The organism is Rhodococcus sp. NBC_00297, assembly GCF_036173065.1.
GTDB lineage: Bacteria > Actinomycetota > Actinomycetes > Mycobacteriales > Mycobacteriaceae > Rhodococcoides.
Genome location: NZ_CP108041.1, coordinates 1,171,751 through 1,189,051, shown reverse-complemented (window position 1 = coordinate 1,189,051; position 17,301 = coordinate 1,171,751). Strand labels below are relative to the sequence as shown.

The following is a 17,301-nucleotide window of genomic DNA, read 5'->3' as shown; positions in this document are numbered from 1 at the left end:
ACCGCATCCGGTGCTCGCGCGATCACCCCTGCCCGAAAGAGGTTCACGATGGCCACCGACCTTCTTCCCGATCCGGCGGCGCAGTCGCCGGTCCGCACCGTCACCGAGTCTCCGCGCCGCTGGGCCGTGGGTTCCGCCGCAGCGGTCGGGGTGGTCGCCGGCGCGATACTGACCGACCGGCCGTCGGTGGCCTACGTCGTCGTCGGCGTCGCTGCTGTCCTCGCCGCTCGACTGCCGGACCGGTCGCGCTGGTCCGTGGCATGGATCGGCGCCGCGTTCTCGCTGCTGCTGGTCCCGTTCGTCCGCGATTCGGGATGGCTCGCAGCGTCGTCCGTCGGACTGGCCGTGTGGTGTGTGGCTCTGTCGACCACGAGATCGACGACGTTCACCGCCACGGTGCTCGCGCCGATCGTGCCCGTCGTGGTGCAGGGAGCCGTGCTCCGCTCGCTCGGAACCGGTGCCGCACAGGTGACGCTCCCGTCTCGGGGGTCCGCGGTACGCACGCTGCGCGTCGTGGTGAGCACGGCCCTGCTGGTCACCGTGTTCACGCTGCTGTTCGCGGGCGCCGACGATCGCTTCGCCTCGCTCGTCGACGCGGTGATCCCGACCGTGTCCGTCGACGTCGACCCGCTGGGGCCGGTCGTGGCTCTGTGCGTCGCGCTGTGGATTCTGGGTGTCGCCCACGCGAAGCGTCACGCGATGGCACTCGATGCGCTCGCTCCTGGCGCCGGTCGACGACGACCGGTGTGGGAGTGGGCGGTGCCGGTCTGCGCGCTCGTCGTCGTGTTCGCTGCGTTCGTGGTGGTGCAGGCAGCCACGTTGTTCGGCGGACACGACCACGTGATGACGACGGACGACCTGACCTTCGCGGACCACGCCCGATCGGGATTCTGGCAGCTGATCACGGTGACAGTCGGCGTGCTCGTCGTGGTCGCCGTGCAGGTACGCAAGGTCGACGCCGAGGTGCGGCGCGACCGGGTGCTCGCGCGCATCGCCTTCGGGTCGCTGTGTGTGCTGACGCTGGTGGTCGTCTGGTCGGCGGTGTACCGAATGTCGTTGTACGAGCAGCAGTTCGGTCTCACTCGGCTGCGAGTCGGGGTCATGGCCGTCGAGGTGTGGTTGGGCGTCGTCGTGCTCGCCGTCATCGTCGCCGGTGCGCGCTGGTCCGCGCGCCTACTGCCCGCGGTGATCGTCGGCACGGCGGCGCTGGGCGTGCTGGTGATGGCGGTGGTGAACGTCGATGCGCTGGTCGCGGAGCGTGCAGTCGAGCGCTACGAGCGGACCGGACTGATCGACGTCGACTATCTCGGCACGCTGTCGGCGGACGCGGTGCCCGCCGTGTCGACCCTGCCGCCCACGCTGCGCGACTGCATCGTCGACGAGCCCGGGAGCGACCCGTGGTGGAACGCGAACCTCGCACGCCGTGAGGCCGCCGTCATCGCGGCGAGCGACCCTCTCGCAGAGTGCGCTCTGCCAGCTCGCGAAGCGGGCCGGTGAGTGCCGAATCGCCGGTCTCGCACGAGTGCTCGCCGATCTCGAGTCGCCACCGGAAGGTGTCGCGGGCGAGGGACGACGACTCGGGCAGGCCGTTCAACAGGGGGAGCGCGCGGGTGACCAGCTGCTCCCACTCGGGTGCCGTGTCGCCGAGGGCCGTGGTGTCGACGCTGCCGCGGCGGGTCATCCCGGCCACGCCGCCGCTGCGTACCACCACGATGACCATGTCACGTCCTCTTGCTCGCCTCGTCCGCCGCATCGGACGCGGATCCCGTCCCGGCCGGTTCGAGGCCCACGGTAGTCCACCCGCCGACCACGGCGCGGTGAACGTCGGACCCGGTTCCGTAGCGCGCCGATGCCGCCGCGACCGTCGCGGCGGAGAAGGCGGCGAAATCGGCGGTCGGCGTCAGGCTGCCGGACGTGAGGGCGTCGAACCAGACCTGTCCGAGACGATCCCAGGCCGGCCCGCCGAGCGCGACGGCGGCCTCGGCGAACGCGCGGTTGGGGATGCCGGAGTTGATGTGCACCCCGCCGTTGTCCTCGGTGGTCTCGACGTATCCCGCCATGTCCGCGGGCTGGGGGTCCTTGCCGAGGACGTCGTCGTCGTACGCGGTACCGGGTGCCAGCATCGAGCGGAGGGCGCTGCCCTGCACGTCGGGGAGGAAGAGCCCCTCGCCGACGAGCCAGGACGCGTCCTCGGCGTTCTGCCCACGCGAGCGCTGTTCTGCGAGGACGCCGAACACGTCGGACACCGACTCGTTGAGGGCGCCGGACTGTCCGGCGTACTCGAGCTGTGAGGTGTACTGCGTGAAACCGTGAGCCAACTCGTGCGCGATGACGGACAGCGACACGGTGAAGCGGGTGAACACCTCGCCGTCACCGTCGCCGAACACCATGCGGGTGCCGTCCCAGAACGCGTTGTCGTACTGCTCGCCGTAGTGCACCGTGGCGTCGAGCGGCAGCCCCTGCCCATCGAGGCTGGACCATCCGTAGACCTCGGCGAACAGGGCGTGGGTGACACCGAGGCCGTCGTAGCTCTCGTCCGCCGCCGGATCGCCGACAGGTTCGCCGCCCTCGGTACGCACGACGTCGCCGGGCAGAGTCTGCGTGTTCCTCGCGTCGGCGATGGTGCGCTGCAGCCGATCCGCGACGGCGCTGCGGGGAGCGGTGGGCGACACGGTGGACCGTGTCGAGTCGCGTCGACGCCGCATCTCGTCGTCGAGTTCCAGCGTGCGGCTCGCGACGGACGGGGCGGTGTCCAGGCGGGCACTGCGTTCCGCGGGGGCCGACGCGAGGCGCTGCAGAAGGTAGGGAGGAACGACGCCCTGGCAGCAGGGCGTGGTGCGCGAGAGGTCGGGGGTGGCCACGATGAGATCCTTCCGAAGGGGAACGATCGCCACGCTAACCCCGATCACCGACAGCCCGCGCACCTCGCGGAGCTCGTGCGGTCAGGGGCAGGCGACCTTCGCCTGGTCGTAGATGCGACCGGCCTCGTCGACACCGGGCTCGTTGCCGTTGTTGGTGGCCTGTGACCGGATGTCGGTGACCACGGCGTCCTTCTCCTTGCCGTCGGTGATCTGCTGGCAGATGCTGCCGAGCAGCGATTCGATGTCCTCGTCGGACTTTCCCTCGGAGAGCGCGGAGAACTGCGCCTTGTAGGCGGCGACGAAGGTCGCGCGCTTGGCGTCGTCGAACACGTTACCGGCATCGTCGGCCAGGCTGCCGGCGCTCGACTGGATGCCGGGTGCGGCCGACTGTGCAGAGCTGAGTGCGCCCTGAGCTGCGTCGCCCACCGATTCCGCGGCGTTGTTCGCGGTGTCCTGTGCGGACTGCTGATCCTCGGAGCTGCATCCACCCAGGACCAGGGCGAGGGTGGCGGCAGCGGCGAGCGTGGCGGGAAGGAGTCTCATCGGACGAACTTTACCGGGCGTACCGTCGCATTCCACCGCGAAAGAGGCCTGTGAATGACCATGATCGACGATGGCCATCATGCAGCGGGGTGCGCGTGCGCGGCGGGTGCGGACGCCGATCGTGCGCAGTGCCGACGGGACGTCGTCCGTGGAGTCGTTCGTCATCGCCGCGGTCGCGACCATCCTGCTCACCCGCGCCTACCTCGAACTCACCGACTATCCGCAGGTGGGCGGTGGAAGCCTGCACATCGCCCACGCACTGTGGGGCGGTGCGCTGATGATGACGGCGCTCGTCGTCGGATGGCTGTTCCTCGGCTTCGGAGCGCGCTCGTCGGCCGTGCTGCTGGGCGGCGTCGGCTTCGGTCTGTTCCTGGACGAGGTCGGGAAGTTCGTGACGAAGGACAACGACTACTTCTACGGCCCGTCCGCCGAGATCATGTACGTGACGGTGGTTCTGGTCCTGGTGCTCGGACGAACCGTCCGCGACGTCCGCGAACCGACGCCACGGGAATGCCTCGCGAACGCTGCCGCCATCGCGTCGGAAGGACTCGTCGGTGGGGTACCGGGATCGCGCCGGGAGCTGGCCCGCGAACTGCTCGACCGAGCGCGGACGACGGGAGCCGATCCCGAGCTCGTCGCGAGCATCGACACCCTGCTGAGTCGGTGCGTTCCGGCACCGTCCCGGCCGACGCGTCGGCTGGTGTGGTTCTCGCGCACCGTCGCGTCGTTCGTGACCAGTACGCGCTGGGCGATCGCGTTGTCCTGGCTCATGGTGGTCACCGCGTCCGCGACGGTCGTGGCGGGCATCGCGCAACTGGCCACGGGCGGTCTGGTCATCGAGCGCGACGACCTCGATGTCACCCTCGACCGGATGACCATCTCGGGCGGCATCCTGTGGGTGACGGCGTGCATCACGGTCGCCCTCGGGCTCCCGTCGCTGATCGCACGGCGGCGCACCGCGTCCCTCTGGCCTCTGCACCGACTCCGGTCGGCGGCCCTGATCTACGCGTTGCTCGGTGCGCTCGTCGACTTCGCCGAGACGGGCTTCGCCGCCCTGACCAACCTCGCGATCGGACTGTTGACGCTCGCCGCGATCTCGCACCGGATCACGGTGGAGACAGCGCGAGGGTCCGCTGCGACGCGAAGTGCCGCGGTGCGCCTGTGAGCGGGTCGGTGAACTCGATGCTCCGCGCCAGCAGTCGCAGTGGATCCCGGTAGTCGTCGACGGCGACCTCGCGCGGCACGGGATACAGCGAGTCGCCGACTATGGGCAGGCCGAGAGAGGCCATGTGCACGCGTAGTTGATGGGTCTTGCCCGTGCGCGGATGCAGGCGGTAGAGCGCCAGGTCGCCCACCGTGCGCACCTTCTCGATCACGGTCTCGCTGTTCGGCTCACCCGGCACCTCGGTCGCCTGCAGTGATCCACGGTCCTTGACGATGCGGCTGATCACGGTGTGCGGGAACGAGATCGGCGAGTCGGGGGCCACCGCTTCGTAGACCTTGACCATGCTGCGCTCCCGGAACATCTCCTGATATGCGCGGCGGACGTCCTGTCGTGCGGTGAAGACGAGCACGCCCGCGGTGAGGCGATCGAGGCGGTGCGCCGGGGACAGTGCGTCGTTTCCCAGTTCGCGTCGCAGCCGGGTCAGGGCGGTCTGCACGACGAAGCGCCCCCGTGGTGTCGTCGCCAGGAAGTGCGGCTTGTCCACCACCACGATCGCATCGTCTCGGTACAGGATCGGGGCGGTGAACGGCACCTCGGGTTCCACGGGCGGATCCCGGTACAGGTAGACGTCGGCGCGGGGGACCAGGGGAGTGTCGACCAGCACGGGCCGTCCTGCGGCATCGACGACCTCGCCGTCCGTCACCTTCGCGCGCAGGGCCTCCGCATCGCGCGGAAAGCGTGCGACGAGGTACTCGACTATGGTCCTGTGCTCTGCCGGCGCGTCCGGCATGCGGATCCGCGTCGGATTGAGACCGTCTCGGATCGGCAGCGGTGCGGGCACCGGATCGAGCGTAGTGCGCCGGTACCCTCGAACGCGGTCGGCCGCGGCGAGCGGCCGAGAGAAGTCTCAGGGGGGAAGCGCATGGCACAGAAGTCTGCACACAAGTGGGTCGAGACCGACGTACCGGATCAGTCCGGCCGGACCTTCGTGGTCACGGGAGCCAACAGCGGGCTCGGCGCCGAGGCCGCGAAGGCACTCGGTCGCGCGGGCGCGACGGTGGTGCTGGCCTGCCGGACCGTGGAGAAGGCGAAGCCGATCGCGGACGAGATCGGTGAGCGCGCCGAGGTGCGTCGACTCGACCTCGCGGATCTGAGCTCGGTGCGGGAGTTCGCCGACGACACGCCCACCGTGGACGTACTGATCAACAACGCCGGCGTCATGGCACTGCCGCTGAAGCGGACCGCCGACGGTTTCGAGATGCAGTTCGGCACGAACCATCTCGGGCATTTCGCGCTGACCGGCCTCCTGCTGGACAGGATCACCGACCGCGTGGTCACCATGTCGAGTTTCATGCACCAGGTACCGGGACTGAAGCTGTCGGATCTCAACTACGAGAAGCGTCGCTACAGCCGGTGGGGTGCCTACGGGCAGTCGAAGCTGTCGAACCTGCTGTTCGCGTACGAGCTGGATCGCCGACTGCGTGCGGCGGGGTCACCCGTGCTCTCGCTGGCGGCGCATCCCGGTTACTCGAGTACCGAGTTGATGGGTCGGACGGAGAGTGTGCAGGACGCGTTCATGTCACTCGGCCGGGTCTTCGCCCAGTCGGCCTACATGGGAAGCCTGCCGGAGCTCTACGCCGCGACGGCGCCGGGGCTGCAGTCCGGCGGCTACTTCGGACCGGACGGGTTCCAGGAGCTGAGCGGGCACCCGAAGAAGGTCGGATCGAACAAGGCCTCGCGTGACGAGGCGAAAGCCCGTGAGCTCTGGACCAGGTCGGTCGAGCTCACGGGCGTCACCTACCCGATCTGAACGGTCAGTCGTCGCTGACGGTGATCTGCACGTCGATGTTGCCGCGGGTCGCGTTGCTGTAGGGGCAGACCTCGTGGGCCTTGTCCGCGAGGGCCTGCGCCGTGTCGTGATCGAGGTTGGGGAGGGTCACCTCGAGGACCACGGCGAGCTCGAAGCCGCCGGCGTCGTTCGGGCCGATGCTGACCTTCGCGCCGACGGAGGAGTCGGTGACGTCGGCCTTCTGCTGGCCGGCGACGAGGCGCAGAGCGGAGTGGTAGCACGCGGCGTAGCCGACGGCGAAGAGCTGCTCCGGGTTGGTTCCGTTGCCGCTGCCGCCCATCTCGGTGGGGGCGGCGAGGTCGACGTCGACCTTGCCGTCGGTGGTGCGGCCGTGGCCGTTGCGTCCGTCGCCGGTGGCCAATGCCTCTGCGGTGTACAGCGTCTTCATGGGTGAACCTCTCGTGGTGGGGATGGACGGGTCAGGCGGAACGAAGCGACGCGGTGGTCTTGCGGACGAGCGCGATCAGCGTGGTCGCCTCGTCTTCGGTGAGGCCGGTCGCGGTGAAGATGCACTCGGGAACGTGCGCGGCCGCGGAACGCAGGGCGCGGCCCGTGTCCGTCAGCCGGATCTCGACGCGTCGTTCGTCCTCCGCTGAGCGTTCGCGGGTGACGAGCGACAGTGTCTCGATGCGCTTGAGCAGGGGGGACAGTGTTCCGGAATCCAGGCCGAGTCGATCGCCCAGTTCCGAGACGCTGAGTCCGTCCCGCTCCCACAGCACGAGCATCACCAGGTACTGCGGGTAGGTGATGCCCAGGTCGTCCAGCAGGGGCCGGTAGACCGCGGTGGTGGCCCGCGACGCCGAGTACAGGGCGAAGCAGAGTTGCTTGTCCAGTGTCGGCGCGTCGTTCACAAGACCGAACGTAGCGCACAATTGAATTGTGCACAACCTTTTGCTCCAGACAAAAGTCCATCGCAGCGATCGAGGCGGACGTCAGCGTGCGAACAGGAACATCGCGAGGGTGCGGAGAACGCCGGGGTAGGCGTCGTCACGCGGCTGCGAGGCGGCGGGCGCGGGTCGGAGCGGCGTCATGGGCACCGATGGGTACTGACCGTCGGTAACGGGTGCAATGGTGGTTTCGGCGGAATGGTCCAGACTCATACCCCGTATTGTGCACCACCCGTCTGCGAAAAGGCTGTGAACAGCCCGTGCGGTTCGTGGCGTGTCCCACGGGACGTCACATCCGGGCGTGCCGGGCCATCACGACGGCGTAGACGCCGTAGAGGGCGATGCCGACTCCGGCGAGGACGAGCAGGATCTGTCCGAACGGCTGCGCCCCCAGGGTCTTGACCGCTCCGTCGAGACCCGTCGCCTTGCCGGGATCCGCGGTCAGCACGGCGGCGGCCACCAGGACACCGACACCGACGAGGGCGAGGCCCTTGGCGGTGTATCCGACCACGCCGATGACCCGGACCGGACGCCCGACGTGACCCTCGAGGTCCTTCTCGAACCTCGTGGAGATGCCCTTGTACACGTGATAAGCGCCGACGCCGATGATGACGGCCGCGGCCACGACGAGAACGACCTTGCCGATCGTCGACTCCATGAGGCGGGCGGTGAGCCCGGCGTTCTGCTGACCCGTCGACTGCCCGGCACCGCGAGCGAAGTTCAGCGCGGACCAGGCGAATGCGAGGTACACGACGGCGAGTGCACCGGCCTTGAGTCGATCGGTCGCACTGCCGGAATCGGCCTCGGTCTTCTTACCCACCACCGCCTCGAGAATGCGCCACGCGGCGAGGGCCAGGAAGGCGACGACGGCGATCCACAGCATGACGGCACCGCCGGGCTTGGAGGCCAGCTCGCCCAGCGCGCCGGACTGGTCGGCGTTGCCGCCCTGTCCGAAGGCGAGCCGCACCGCGATGTATCCGATCAGGAGGTGCAGCACTCCGCTCACGAGATGCCCTGCGCGGGCGGCTCTCTCGAACGCCGTGCTGTTCTGGATGCGGTCCCCGCGAGAGGTGTCGATCGCCATCGGACCATGGTCCCACGTCAAGGGAGAAGAATGTCCGCTTCCGCCGCCCGGGTGCGTCGGTACGGCCGTGCGCTACAGTGCCTGTGTGCAGCGAGCATATTTTTGGTTCAGCAGGCCGGCCCTCGGTGGTCCGGTCAGCGGAACCATGCGCTGACCCACTCCACCCGACGAGCCGGCAGGACCGGCTCGCGTGGAATGCGTGTCCCGGTCGTGACGTCTCACCCGACCGCCCCGAGGACTCATCGTGACTCTCGCACTCGACACTCTTCCCGACCTGTCGCGGACAGGTCCGCTCGTCTCGCCGCGTGCGCTGCGGGACGCGGAACCCGCATCCGCCGACGCGGCTCTCCGCGTCGCCGACAGCCGTGACGCCCTGCGCGCCATCCTGACCGGAGCCGACGACCGCGTGGCCGTCGTGGTGGGCCCGTGCTCCGTGCACGACCCGATCGCGGCACTGGACTACGCCCGCCGGCTGGCCGTCCTGGCCGACGAGGTGGGGGATCGACTCCAGGTGATCATGCGGGTCTACTTCGAGAAGCCGCGGACATCGGTGGGCTGGAAGGGTCTGCTCAGCGACCCCGGCCTCGACGGCTCGGACGATCTCGACGCCGGGCTCCGCGCGGCGCGGCGCATTCTGGCCGCCATCGTCGACGGCGGCCTGCCCACGGCGACGGAGTTCCTCGATCCTGCTCTGTCCGGCCATCTCTCGGACCTGGTGACGTACGGGGCGATCGGTGCCCGCACCGCGTCGTCGCAGGTTCACCGCCAGATGGTCAGCGGTCTGCCGATGCCGGTGGGCATCAAGAACGGAACGGACGGCGACGTGCAGGTGGCCGTCGACGGGGTGCGCTCGGCGAGGTCGCCGCACGTGTACGCCGGGGTCGACGACGACGGCCGACTGGCCGCCGTGCGCACGACGGGCAACGAGGACGCCCACGTCATCCTCCGGGGTGGGTCCTCCGGCCCGAACTACGACGCGGCTTCGGTGACCGACGCTGGGGAGCGGCTCCGGCGCTCGGGCGCGGACCCGCGGGTGGTGGTGGACGTCAGCCACGGCAACAGTGCCAAGAACCACCGACGCCAGCTCGACGTGATGGGCGACCTCGCCGACCGGATCGCCGGCGGCGACCGCGGCGTCGTGGGGGTGATGGTGGAGAGCTTCCTCGTCGAGGGCCGTCAGGACCTCGGCACGTTGGGGGAGCCGCTCACCTACGGCCAGTCGATCACCGATGCCTGCCTCGGGTGGGCGGACACCGAACGCGCCGTGCGTGCGCTGGCCGACGCCGTCAGCGCACGCCGTGCGGTCGGAACTGGACGCTGATCCGGGGCCCCGTGGCGCGCGTGCTCTTGGGCACGCAGTGCTCCCAGGTCCGCTGACAGGACCCGCCCATGACGATCAGATCACCGTGTCCCAGAGTGTGTCTCACCGAGGGACCGCCGCCGCGCGGTCGCAGCAACAGCGGCCGTGCGGCGCCGAGGGACACGATGGCGACCATGGTGTCCTCGCGCGCTCCGCGTCCGAGGTCGTCGCCGTGCCAGGCGACGCTGTCCTTGCCGTCGCGGTAGAAGCAGAGTCCGGCCGTGGCGAAGTCCTCGCCCAGTTCGGCCCGGTAGTGCTCGCTCAGCTGTCGACCGGCATCGACCAGGACGGGGGCGGGCAGCCGCTGGGGGTCGGGGAAGAAGGAGACCAGGCGCGGGACGTCGACGACGCGGTCGTACATCGGTCGGCGTTCCGACCGCCACGGAACCTCGTCCACAAGCCGGTCGAAGACGGAGTCCGAGCCGCTCACCCAGTTCGGCAGCACGTCGATCCACGCGCCGTCGGTCAACACCGTCCGGCGGACGGACGTGAGGGAGCCGAGCGACGGTCCGTCCGCGCCGTCGTCGAACAGGGACGCCTGGAGTGCGTAGGTCACGGGGCCATCGTAGCGCGGTCGTTCGAACGTATGTTCCTACACGGCCGTCGTCACCGAACGCGGGCCAGCTCCGCTGCGCGCAGACCGACGTACAGTTCGGCGGCGTCCACCGGGTTCGTGTGATCACGGCCCGTGAGGTCGTGGATACGGCGGAGCCGGTAGAGCACGGTGTTGCGGTGGTAGTGCAAGCGGTCGGCCGCCGCGGTGGTGGAACCGGCGGCCGCGAACCACGCGTCGAGCGTCTCGAGCAGGCTGTCCCGGTCCGCGAGGCGGTGCGGGCCCTCGGCCACGGCGAGCGGACCCAGGATCTGTCGGGCGGCCCGCGCGGCGGCGTCGGGAGTCGAGACCAGCAGCAGCGGAACCGGACACGCGTCGTAGCGACTGATGCGCGCGCTCCCCGGCGGTGCGCAGCGACGAGCCGTCCGGGCCTGCGCCACCGCCGTCGGGGTGGACAGCGACCGCTCGTAGTACGTGCCGACACCCAGTCGGGTGCCGTAGAGCCGGCCCAGGGTGTCCACCGCGTCGTCGAGCACCGCCGGCGCCGAGGCGACCAGCAGTCCCAGGTGACCGTCCGCATCGGTGTCCCACACCGACTCGACACCGAGCGGCAGGATGCTCTCGCGCGCGCTGCCCGGAGTGGCACCCCGGTCGACGGTGGTCTCGGCGGACACGACGGCGAAGTGGCCCGCGTCCGGGATGCGGAAGGCCCGCAGGGCGTCCTGCACGGCAGCGGGGTCCGAGGCGGTCTCGTCGAACAGAGCGCGGAGCACCATGCGGCGCGCATCGGCGTCGTCGAGGGCGAGCCGGTCCGCGGCGTCGCGATACGCCTCCGCGGCCGCGTCGGAATAGGTGTCCACCAGTGCCCACACCTCGGTGGCCATCGCGAGCAGCACCTCCGGAGCCCGGCCCGCGGCCGCCGCGGTGAGCTCGGCCCAGATCAGACGACCACCGAGGCGGAACGCGTGCAGCAACGCCGCCAGCGGCACCGCGTTCTCGGCCTTGATCCGGCCGGCCGCGCGTGCGGGTTCCAGGTCGCCGCTCGCGCCCGTGGTCAGAGCGTCGAGCATGGACCGAAGATTGCCGGTGCACACCGTGGCGAGCTCGTCCCGCGTGAGCGACGTGGCCTCGAGGTACGACTGTTCGGCGACCAGGATGTCGAGGACGAGTCGCTCGCTGAGCTCGCCGACGTGCTCTCCCAGCAGCGCGGCGAGACCCTGCGAGGTGAGCGGTTCCGGTACGGAGCGGCGGACGGCCACGGGCGTCGACATCACTCCACCGTACGGCTGTCCGGTGACGGACACCACAGGGCTGCTGTGCCTCGGCACAAGCCGGGCGCGTGAGCGGCCGACGTCCGCCTATGGCCACCCGATGTAGTACAGGTCACAATCAACGGTATGACCACAGGCGAACTCACCCCGAGTACCACCGGCGCATCCGCCTTTCCCGAGGTCGACGCGGCTCTCCGCGACCTCGCGCAGGGCGAGGCCGCATGGGCACGTGCCTCGCTCGGCGACCGCGCGGACCTTCTCGACCGGGTCGCGGCCCTCACGGCGTCGAAGGCGCAGGAGTGGGTCGACGCGGCCGCTCGATTCAAGAAGCTGCCCGCGGCCTCCGCACTCCTCGGCGAGGAATGGCTCTCCGGGCCGTACTCCGTCGTCACCGCGTGCCACGTGCTCGCGCAGAGTCTGCGGCAGCTCGCCGTCGGGAAGAGCCCGCTCGCGGACGCCCGGATCGGCTCGGGTCCGGGCGGGCGCACCACCGTGCAGGTGCTGCCGTCGAACATCTTCGACACGCTGCTGCTCAACGGGTTCTCCGCCGAGGTGTGGCTCGAACCGGGTGTCGACGCGGACACCGCGCGCCGTGACGCCGGACTCGCGCAACGGAACCCTACCGAGACCGGGGGCATCGGTGCGGTGCTCGGCGCCGGCAACATCACGTCCATCGCCCCGCTCGACACGCTCTACGAACTGGTCGCGCACAACCGCGTCGTCGCGCTGAAGCTCAACCCGGTGACGGATCCGATGGAGCAGGTGCTCCGCGCCGTCTTCGCTCCCTTGGTCGAGCTGGGCGCGGTGCGCATCCTCACCGGTGGCCCGGACGTCGGCTCGTACCTCGTGCACCACGACGCCGTGGCGCACGTGCACATGACGGGCAGCTCGATCACGCACGACGCCATCGTCTTCGGCACCGGCGAGGAGGGGGCCGAGCGGAGGAAGGCGAACACCCCGTTGCTCGACGTGCCCATCTCGAGCGAACTCGGCGGCGTCTCGCCGGTCATCGTGATCCCGGGCGAGTGGTCCGACGCGGACATCCGGTTCCAGGCCGAGCACGTGGTGACCCAGCGGCTGCACAACGGCGGCTACAACTGCGTCGCCGCGCAGGTCGTGGTGATCTCCTCCGAGTGGCCGCAGCGCGACGCGTTCCTGGCGGCACTGCGCACGGCACTCCACGAGGCGCCGGACCGCGAGCCGTACTACCCCGGCAGCGCCACCCGCGTCGCCGGTGCCCGAGCGGACTACCCGGGCGCGGAGTCGCTCGGCCCGTCCGGCGGCCGCACCCTCGTGAGCGACCTCGATCCGGACAGCTACCGCGCTCTGCTCACCACCGAGTACTTCGCACCGGTGCTCGGTGTCATCGAGATCCCGTACACCGGGCAACGTTTCGTGGACGAGGCCGTCCGCATGTCGAACGAGGAGTTCGTCGGCACGCTCGGCGTCAACGTGATCGCGCATCCCGACACGCTGTCGTCGCTCGGCACCGCCGTCGACGAGATGCTCGAGGACCTGCGCTACGGCACCATCGCGCTCAACGCGTGGACCGGCGTCGGCTTCCTCACGGCGGCGGCGACCTGGGGTGCGTTCCCGGGCCACACGCTCGACGACGTCCAGAGCGGAATCGGCGTCGTGCACAACGCACTGCTCATCGACCGACCCGAGCGCACCATCGTCCGCGGGCCCTTCCGACCCGCGCCGCGCTCGATCCTGAAGGGCGAGTTCACCCTGTCGCCGAAGCCGCCGTGGTTCGTCACCAACCGCACCGCGGCCACCACCGCGAAGCGGTTCACCGCGTTCGCCGCGGCTCCGTCCTGGAAAGCCCTGCCCGCCATCTTCGCGTCCGCTCTGAGAGGTTGACATGACCGAGACTTCCACCGACTACGTCGTCGTCGGCGCAGGATCCGCAGGATGCGTCGTCGCGAATCGGCTCAGTGCCGCGTCGAACACCGACGTCGTCGTCCTCGAGGCGGGCCCGGAGGACAAGGACAAGTTCGTCCACATTCCCGCCGGGTTCTCGAAGCTCTTCCGTTCGGAACTGGACTGGGACTACGACACCGAGCCGCAGGCCGAACTCGCCGGCCGACGGATCTTCTGGCCCCGTGGGCGCATGCTCGGCGGCTCCTCGTCGATGAACGCCATGATGTGGGTGCGCGGGTTCGCAGCCGACTACGACGACTGGGCGGAGGCAGCGGGACCCGGGTGGTCGTTCGACAGCGTGGTGGACACCTTCCGCCGTATCGAGAACATCGAGGGTGCCACCGAGTCCGACGAGGGCAGCGGCGGACCGCTGCACGTGTCGAAGCAGCGCAGTCCCCGGTCGATCACCGGCGCGTACCTCGACTCGGCCGCGGCACTGGGCTTGTCGACGGAGCGCGCCAATCTCCCCACGCCCAAGGGCATGACCGAGACGATGGTCAACCAGAAGCGCGGCGCCCGGTGGAGCTGCGCCGACGCGTACCTGCGGCCGGCCATGTCACGGCCCAACCTCACCGTGGTGACGGAGGCGCAGGCCACGCGCGTGCTCTTCGAGGAACCCGCGCAGTGGGTGTCGAGTACTCGAAAGACGGTGCGCTGCACACGGTTCGGGCCTCGAAGGAGGTCATCCTGTCCGGCGGTGCCATCAACACCCCGCAGTTGTTGATGCTGTCGGGGATCGGTGCGCCGGAGCATCTCGCCGAGCACGGCATCGACGTGGTGCACGCCGCCCCCGAGGTGGGCGAGAACCTCATGGACCATCTGGTGTCCGCCCTCGGATACGGGGTGCAGTCCGACACGCTGTTCACCGCGGAGAAGATTCCGGAGCTGATCAACTACCTCGCGCGTCGACGCGGCATGCTGACCTCCAACGTCGCGGAGGCGTACGGCTTCGTCCGCAGCCGCGACTCGCTCGACCTCCCGGACATCGAACTGCTCTTCGCGCCGGCGCCCTTCTTCGACGAGGGTCTCATCCCTGCGGACTCGCATGCGGCCATCCTGGCGTCGATCCTGCTCAAGCCGGAGAGCCGCGGACGCATCTCGTTGCGGTCGTCCGCACCGTTGGACAAGGCGATCGTGGATCCGCGCTACCTGTCCGACCCGGGCGGTGTGGACCGTGCGGCGATGCTCAGCGGGCTACGCTACTGCGCCGACATCGCGCAGACGGAGCCTCTGAAATCGCGACTGGGGGAGATGGTGCGCCCGGTACTGCGCAACAGCGAGGCACTCGACGAAGCGCTGAGCGAGTCGCTGGAGACCATGTCCCACACCCTCTACCACCCGGTGGGCACCGCCCGGATGGGCTCGGACGCGGCATCGGTGGTGGATCCGGAGCTGCGGGTGCGCGGGGTGGAGGGGCTGCGCGTGGCCGACGCGTCCGTGATGCCGACGATCATCCGCGGCCACACCCACGCACCGTCGGTGCTCATCGGGGAGAAGCTGTCGGAGTTCGTGCTCGCCTCACGCGTGTGAGCGGTACGACCCCGGCGTCATCCCGGTCCACCGTTTGAAGGCGCGGCGGAAGGCGCTGGGTTCGGAGAAGCCGAGACGCGAGGAGATCTCTTCGGCCGTCTCGCCTCGTTCGAGCCCGGCGACCGCCGCGTCGCGCAACACCTCGTCGCGCAGCTGACCCAGTGACGTGCCCTCCTGGCGCAGCAACCGGCGCAGGTGCGGCACGCTGATGGACAACATCGTCGCGATGTCGGTGGTGGTCGAGGCGCGGCCCATCGCGCCCAGTGCGAGGGCGCGCCGCACCACACTCGCCGCGCTGGAGCCGTAGTCCCGCTCCGAGAACAGGCGATTGGGCGACTCGCGGAGGTACTCCTCGAGGCTCTCCTCCGTCTGCACGAGCGGTGACGCCATGATCGCGTCGTCGAATTCCAGTGCCGCGACGTCGGATCCGAACGTCACGTGCACCCCGAATATGTCGTCGTACACCCGCGGCGACGGATGCTGCGGTTCGGGGAAGGGCACCTGGACGGACAGCAGTTTCACGCGCCGCCCGATGAGCCACGCCGAGAAGCGGTGCCAGAGGATGAGCAGGAACTCGATGCGGATGCGCTGCGCCGCTTCGGCCGCCTCCGGGGAGAGCTGATCGGCGATCATCGTCGGGGAGTCGACGAGTTCGAGCCGGGCGCGTCCCCCGCCGCGCATCAGCACACCGCGCGGGACGCCGGGAAAGGCGCGACCGACGTCCACCATCCGTTCGAGCGCGCTCCCCAGATCGGGGCGATGGATCATCGTCAGACTGAGTGCCCGAAAGGTGCCGCGGCGCACCGGAGCCGATCCGAGACCCATCAGCTCGTCGCCCGTCATCTGCCACAGCGCGCGAGTGAGGCGCGTGACCTGGTCGGTGGTGAGGCGGGCGCCGGGTCGAGTGAGGACGTGCGGGTCGATGTCGGCCTCGCGCAGGCAGGCGGACAGGTCCACACCCGTCTCCCGCGCGAGGGTCACCGCCGTGCGGACGAACTCCACCGAGATGGTCGGCGGCGCCGCAGTGTCGATCGTCATGGGGTGGCGGACAATCGGGCCAATCGCGACGCCGCGTCGGCGAGCACGTGATCCTGTTTGCAGAAGGCGAAGCGCACCAGGGTGTCCCAGCCCTCGCGGTGATCGACGAACGCGTCCACCGGTACGCCGACGACGCCGATGCGTTCGGGCAACGCACGGCAGAAACTGTCGGCGTCGGACTCGCCCAGTGGAGCGATGTCGGCGCAGACGAAGTACGTGCCCTCACTGCGCTTGACTTCCAGCCCGGCATGCGACAGCGCGGCGGACAGCGTGTCCCGCTTGGCCTGCAGTCCCGATCGCAGGGCGTCCACCCAGGCGCTCTCGTGGTCGAGGGCGTGGGCCACCGCCGGCTGGAAGGGGGCGCCGCCGACGAAGGTCATGAACTGCTTGGCCGCCTTCACCGCGGCGATGAGGTCGGCGGGTCCGCAGGCCCACCCCGTCTTCCACCCGGTGGCGTTGAACGTCTTCGCCGCGCTCGACACCGTGATGGTGCGCTCGGCCATGCCGGGGAGTGTGGCGATGGGGGTGTGGACGGCGTCGTCGAACACCAGTCGCTCGTAGACCTCGTCGGTGAGGACCAGGAGGTCGTGCTCGCACGCGACCTCGGCGATCGCGGCCAGCTCCGATGCGGTGAACACGGTTCCGGTGGGATTGTGCGGGGAGTTGACGACGATCATGCGGGTACGCGGGCCGACGGCGGAGCGCAGGGCATCGACGTCGAGGGCGAACCGATCGCCGTCGACGACGAGGGGGACGGTGCGCCGCTGCGCACCCGCGAGCGCGACGGCGGCCGCGTAGGAGTCGTAGTACGGCTCGACGAGCAGCACCTCGTCACCGCTCTCGACGAGGCCGAGCATCGCAGCGCTGATCGCTTCGGTGGCCCCGACGGTGACCAGGATCTCCGAGTCCGGGTCGTACTCGGTGCCGTAGCGGCCGACCCGGTCCCGAGCGACGGCGTCGCGCAACACCGCCATGCCCGGCCCGGGCGGGTACTGGTTGAGGCCGGACGCGATGGCCTCGCGCGCCACCTCCAGCATGCGCGCGGGGCCGTCGGTGTCCGGGAAACCCTGTCCGAGATTGACGGCGTCGTGCGTGGCCGCCAGCGCGGTCATCTCCGCGAAGATGGTGGACGCGAAGGGGCGCAGCCGGGCGACGGTGCGGGAAGGCCGGAGGCCGGCCGGACTCGATGCGCGGTCGTTCGACGTCACAGCCATGAGGGGGAGCCTAGCGTTCGAGT

General features: G+C 69.9%; 17 protein-coding genes and 1 pseudogene. 6 read left to right on the top strand and 12 right to left on the bottom strand.

What is annotated here, in order from left to right; translation table 11 throughout:
* Positions 1 to 48 precede the first annotated feature (48 nt).
* Positions 49 to 1,497 carry a DUF4153 domain-containing protein gene (locus tag OG947_RS05635; protein ID WP_328813298.1) on the top strand — a complete coding sequence of 483 codons (1,449 nt, stop codon included), beginning with the start codon at positions 49 to 51 and terminating at the stop codon, positions 1,495 to 1,497.
* Here OG947_RS05635 and OG947_RS05630 read toward each other — a convergent pair.
* The 3 genes from OG947_RS05630 to OG947_RS05620 all read right to left on the bottom strand — a co-directional run bounded on the left by OG947_RS05630 (position 1,436) and on the right by OG947_RS05620 (position 3,404).
* Positions 1,436 to 1,720, bottom strand: a complete 285-nt coding sequence (locus OG947_RS05630; RefSeq protein WP_027504254.1) for a protealysin inhibitor emfourin — start codon at positions 1,718 to 1,720, stop codon at positions 1,436 to 1,438. The genes OG947_RS05635 and OG947_RS05630 overlap by 62 nt on opposite strands.
* A 1-nt stretch (position 1,721) precedes the next feature.
* The gene (locus tag OG947_RS05625) at positions 1,722 to 2,861 is read right to left on the bottom strand and encodes a M4 family metallopeptidase (protein WP_328813297.1); all 1,140 of its coding nucleotides are present in this window, start codon (positions 2,859 to 2,861) and stop codon (positions 1,722 to 1,724) included.
* An 81-nt stretch (positions 2,862 to 2,942) separates the two neighbouring features.
* Positions 2,943 to 3,404: a hypothetical protein gene (locus tag OG947_RS05620; RefSeq protein WP_051612982.1), complete on the bottom strand. Its 462-nt coding sequence runs from the start codon at positions 3,402 to 3,404 to the stop codon at positions 2,943 to 2,945.
* A 70-nt stretch (positions 3,405 to 3,474) separates the two neighbouring features.
* On the opposite strand from OG947_RS05620, the gene OG947_RS05615 reads away from it, so the two are divergent.
* Positions 3,475 to 4,569, top strand: coding sequence for a hypothetical protein (locus OG947_RS05615; protein WP_328813296.1), 1,095 nt, complete (start codon positions 3,475 to 3,477; stop codon positions 4,567 to 4,569).
* Here OG947_RS05615 and OG947_RS05610 read toward each other — a convergent pair.
* Positions 4,511 to 5,359, bottom strand: coding sequence for a pseudouridine synthase (locus OG947_RS05610; RefSeq protein ID WP_197027734.1), 849 nt, complete (start codon positions 5,357 to 5,359; stop codon positions 4,511 to 4,513). The genes OG947_RS05615 and OG947_RS05610 overlap by 59 nt on opposite strands.
* A 132-nt stretch (positions 5,360 to 5,491) precedes the next feature.
* Between OG947_RS05610 and OG947_RS05605 the strand changes: the two genes are divergently transcribed.
* Entirely contained in the window at positions 5,492 to 6,379 is an 888-nt protein-coding gene (locus OG947_RS05605; protein WP_056446802.1) for an oxidoreductase, read from the top strand.
* A 4-nt stretch (positions 6,380 to 6,383) separates the two neighbouring features.
* On the opposite strand, the gene OG947_RS05600 is transcribed toward OG947_RS05605, so the two are convergent.
* The 4 genes from OG947_RS05600 to OG947_RS05585 all read right to left on the bottom strand — a co-directional run bounded on the left by OG947_RS05600 (position 6,384) and on the right by OG947_RS05585 (position 8,389).
* A complete protein-coding gene (locus OG947_RS05600; protein ID WP_027504250.1) occupies positions 6,384 to 6,806 on the bottom strand; it encodes an organic hydroperoxide resistance protein in 423 nt (140 codons plus the stop codon).
* 31 nt (positions 6,807 to 6,837) lie between these two features.
* Entirely contained in the window at positions 6,838 to 7,269 is a 432-nt protein-coding gene (locus OG947_RS05595; protein ID WP_056446805.1) for a MarR family winged helix-turn-helix transcriptional regulator, read from the bottom strand.
* A gap of 81 nt (positions 7,270 to 7,350) precedes the next feature.
* On the bottom strand, positions 7,351 to 7,518 hold the full coding sequence (locus OG947_RS05590) for a hypothetical protein (RefSeq protein ID WP_328813295.1): 168 nt from the start codon (positions 7,516 to 7,518) through the stop codon (positions 7,351 to 7,353).
* A 76-nt stretch (positions 7,519 to 7,594) separates the two neighbouring features.
* Complete coding sequence (locus OG947_RS05585) at positions 7,595 to 8,389, bottom strand: DUF1206 domain-containing protein (protein ID WP_328813294.1); 795 nt, start codon at positions 8,387 to 8,389, stop codon at positions 7,595 to 7,597.
* Positions 8,390 to 8,633: 244 nt separating this feature from the next.
* On the opposite strand from OG947_RS05585, the gene OG947_RS05580 reads away from it, so the two are divergent.
* On the top strand, positions 8,634 to 9,710 hold the full coding sequence (locus tag OG947_RS05580) for a 3-deoxy-7-phosphoheptulonate synthase (RefSeq protein ID WP_328813293.1): 1,077 nt from the start codon (positions 8,634 to 8,636) through the stop codon (positions 9,708 to 9,710).
* Here the strand turns inward: OG947_RS05580 and OG947_RS05575 are convergent.
* Entirely contained in the window at positions 9,676 to 10,305 is a 630-nt protein-coding gene (locus tag OG947_RS05575) for an alpha-ketoglutarate-dependent dioxygenase AlkB (RefSeq protein WP_056446811.1), read from the bottom strand. The genes OG947_RS05580 and OG947_RS05575 overlap by 35 nt on opposite strands.
* A gap of 50 nt (positions 10,306 to 10,355) precedes the next feature.
* Positions 10,356 to 11,573 carry a PucR family transcriptional regulator gene (locus OG947_RS05570; protein WP_328810259.1) on the bottom strand — a complete coding sequence of 406 codons (1,218 nt, stop codon included), beginning with the start codon at positions 11,571 to 11,573 and terminating at the stop codon, positions 10,356 to 10,358.
* A 126-nt stretch (positions 11,574 to 11,699) separates the two neighbouring features.
* Here OG947_RS05570 and OG947_RS05565 point away from each other — a divergent pair, with 126 nt between their 5' ends.
* Together OG947_RS05565 and OG947_RS05560 are read left to right on the top strand one after the other, a co-directional pair.
* Positions 11,700 to 13,436: an aldehyde dehydrogenase family protein gene (locus OG947_RS05565; RefSeq protein WP_328813292.1), complete on the top strand. Its 1,737-nt coding sequence runs from the start codon at positions 11,700 to 11,702 to the stop codon at positions 13,434 to 13,436.
* Position 13,437: 1 nt separating this feature from the next.
* Positions 13,438 to 15,026: pseudogene (locus OG947_RS05560) on the top strand (GMC family oxidoreductase).
* Here the strand turns inward: OG947_RS05560 and OG947_RS05555 are convergent.
* Positions 15,015 to 16,064 carry an AraC family transcriptional regulator gene (locus OG947_RS05555; protein ID WP_056446817.1) on the bottom strand — a complete coding sequence of 350 codons (1,050 nt, stop codon included), beginning with the start codon at positions 16,062 to 16,064 and terminating at the stop codon, positions 15,015 to 15,017. The pseudogene OG947_RS05560 and the gene OG947_RS05555 overlap by 12 nt on opposite strands.
* Complete coding sequence (locus tag OG947_RS05550; protein ID WP_328813291.1) at positions 16,061 to 17,278, bottom strand: pyridoxal phosphate-dependent aminotransferase; 1,218 nt, start codon at positions 17,276 to 17,278, stop codon at positions 16,061 to 16,063. The genes OG947_RS05555 and OG947_RS05550 overlap by 4 nt, the downstream gene beginning before the upstream one ends.
* Between the last annotated feature and the right edge of the window lie 23 nt (positions 17,279 to 17,301).

Bases quoted from the DNA above. Each gene is read 5' to 3' on its own strand.
- OG947_RS05620 (WP_051612982.1), bottom strand. From the start codon at position 3,404: ATGAGACTCCTTCCCGCCACGCTCGCCGCTGCCGCCACCCTCGCCCTG.
- OG947_RS05570 (WP_328810259.1), bottom strand. From the start codon at position 11,573: ATGTCGACGCCCGTGGCCGTCCGCCGCTCCGTACCGGAACCGCTCACC.
- OG947_RS05605 (WP_056446802.1), top strand. From the start codon at position 5,492: ATGGCACAGAAGTCTGCACACAAGTGGGTCGAGACCGACGTACCGGAT.
- OG947_RS05550 (WP_328813291.1), bottom strand. From the start codon at position 17,278: ATGGCTGTGACGTCGAACGACCGCGCATCGAGTCCGGCCGGCCTCCGG.
- OG947_RS05600 (WP_027504250.1), bottom strand. From the start codon at position 6,806: ATGAAGACGCTGTACACCGCAGAGGCATTGGCCACCGGCGACGGACGC.
- OG947_RS05615 (WP_328813296.1), top strand. From the start codon at position 3,475: ATGGCCATCATGCAGCGGGGTGCGCGTGCGCGGCGGGTGCGGACGCCG.
- OG947_RS05630 (WP_027504254.1), bottom strand. From the start codon at position 1,720: ATGGTCATCGTGGTGGTACGCAGCGGCGGCGTGGCCGGGATGACCCGC.
- OG947_RS05590 (WP_328813295.1), bottom strand. From the start codon at position 7,518: ATGAGTCTGGACCATTCCGCCGAAACCACCATTGCACCCGTTACCGAC.
- OG947_RS05555 (WP_056446817.1), bottom strand. From the start codon at position 16,064: ATGACGATCGACACTGCGGCGCCGCCGACCATCTCGGTGGAGTTCGTC.
- OG947_RS05610 (WP_197027734.1), bottom strand. From the start codon at position 5,359: ATGCCGGACGCGCCGGCAGAGCACAGGACCATAGTCGAGTACCTCGTC.
- OG947_RS05585 (WP_328813294.1), bottom strand. From the start codon at position 8,389: ATGGCGATCGACACCTCTCGCGGGGACCGCATCCAGAACAGCACGGCG.
- OG947_RS05635 (WP_328813298.1), top strand. From the start codon at position 49: ATGGCCACCGACCTTCTTCCCGATCCGGCGGCGCAGTCGCCGGTCCGC.
- OG947_RS05565 (WP_328813292.1), top strand. From the start codon at position 11,700: ATGACCACAGGCGAACTCACCCCGAGTACCACCGGCGCATCCGCCTTT.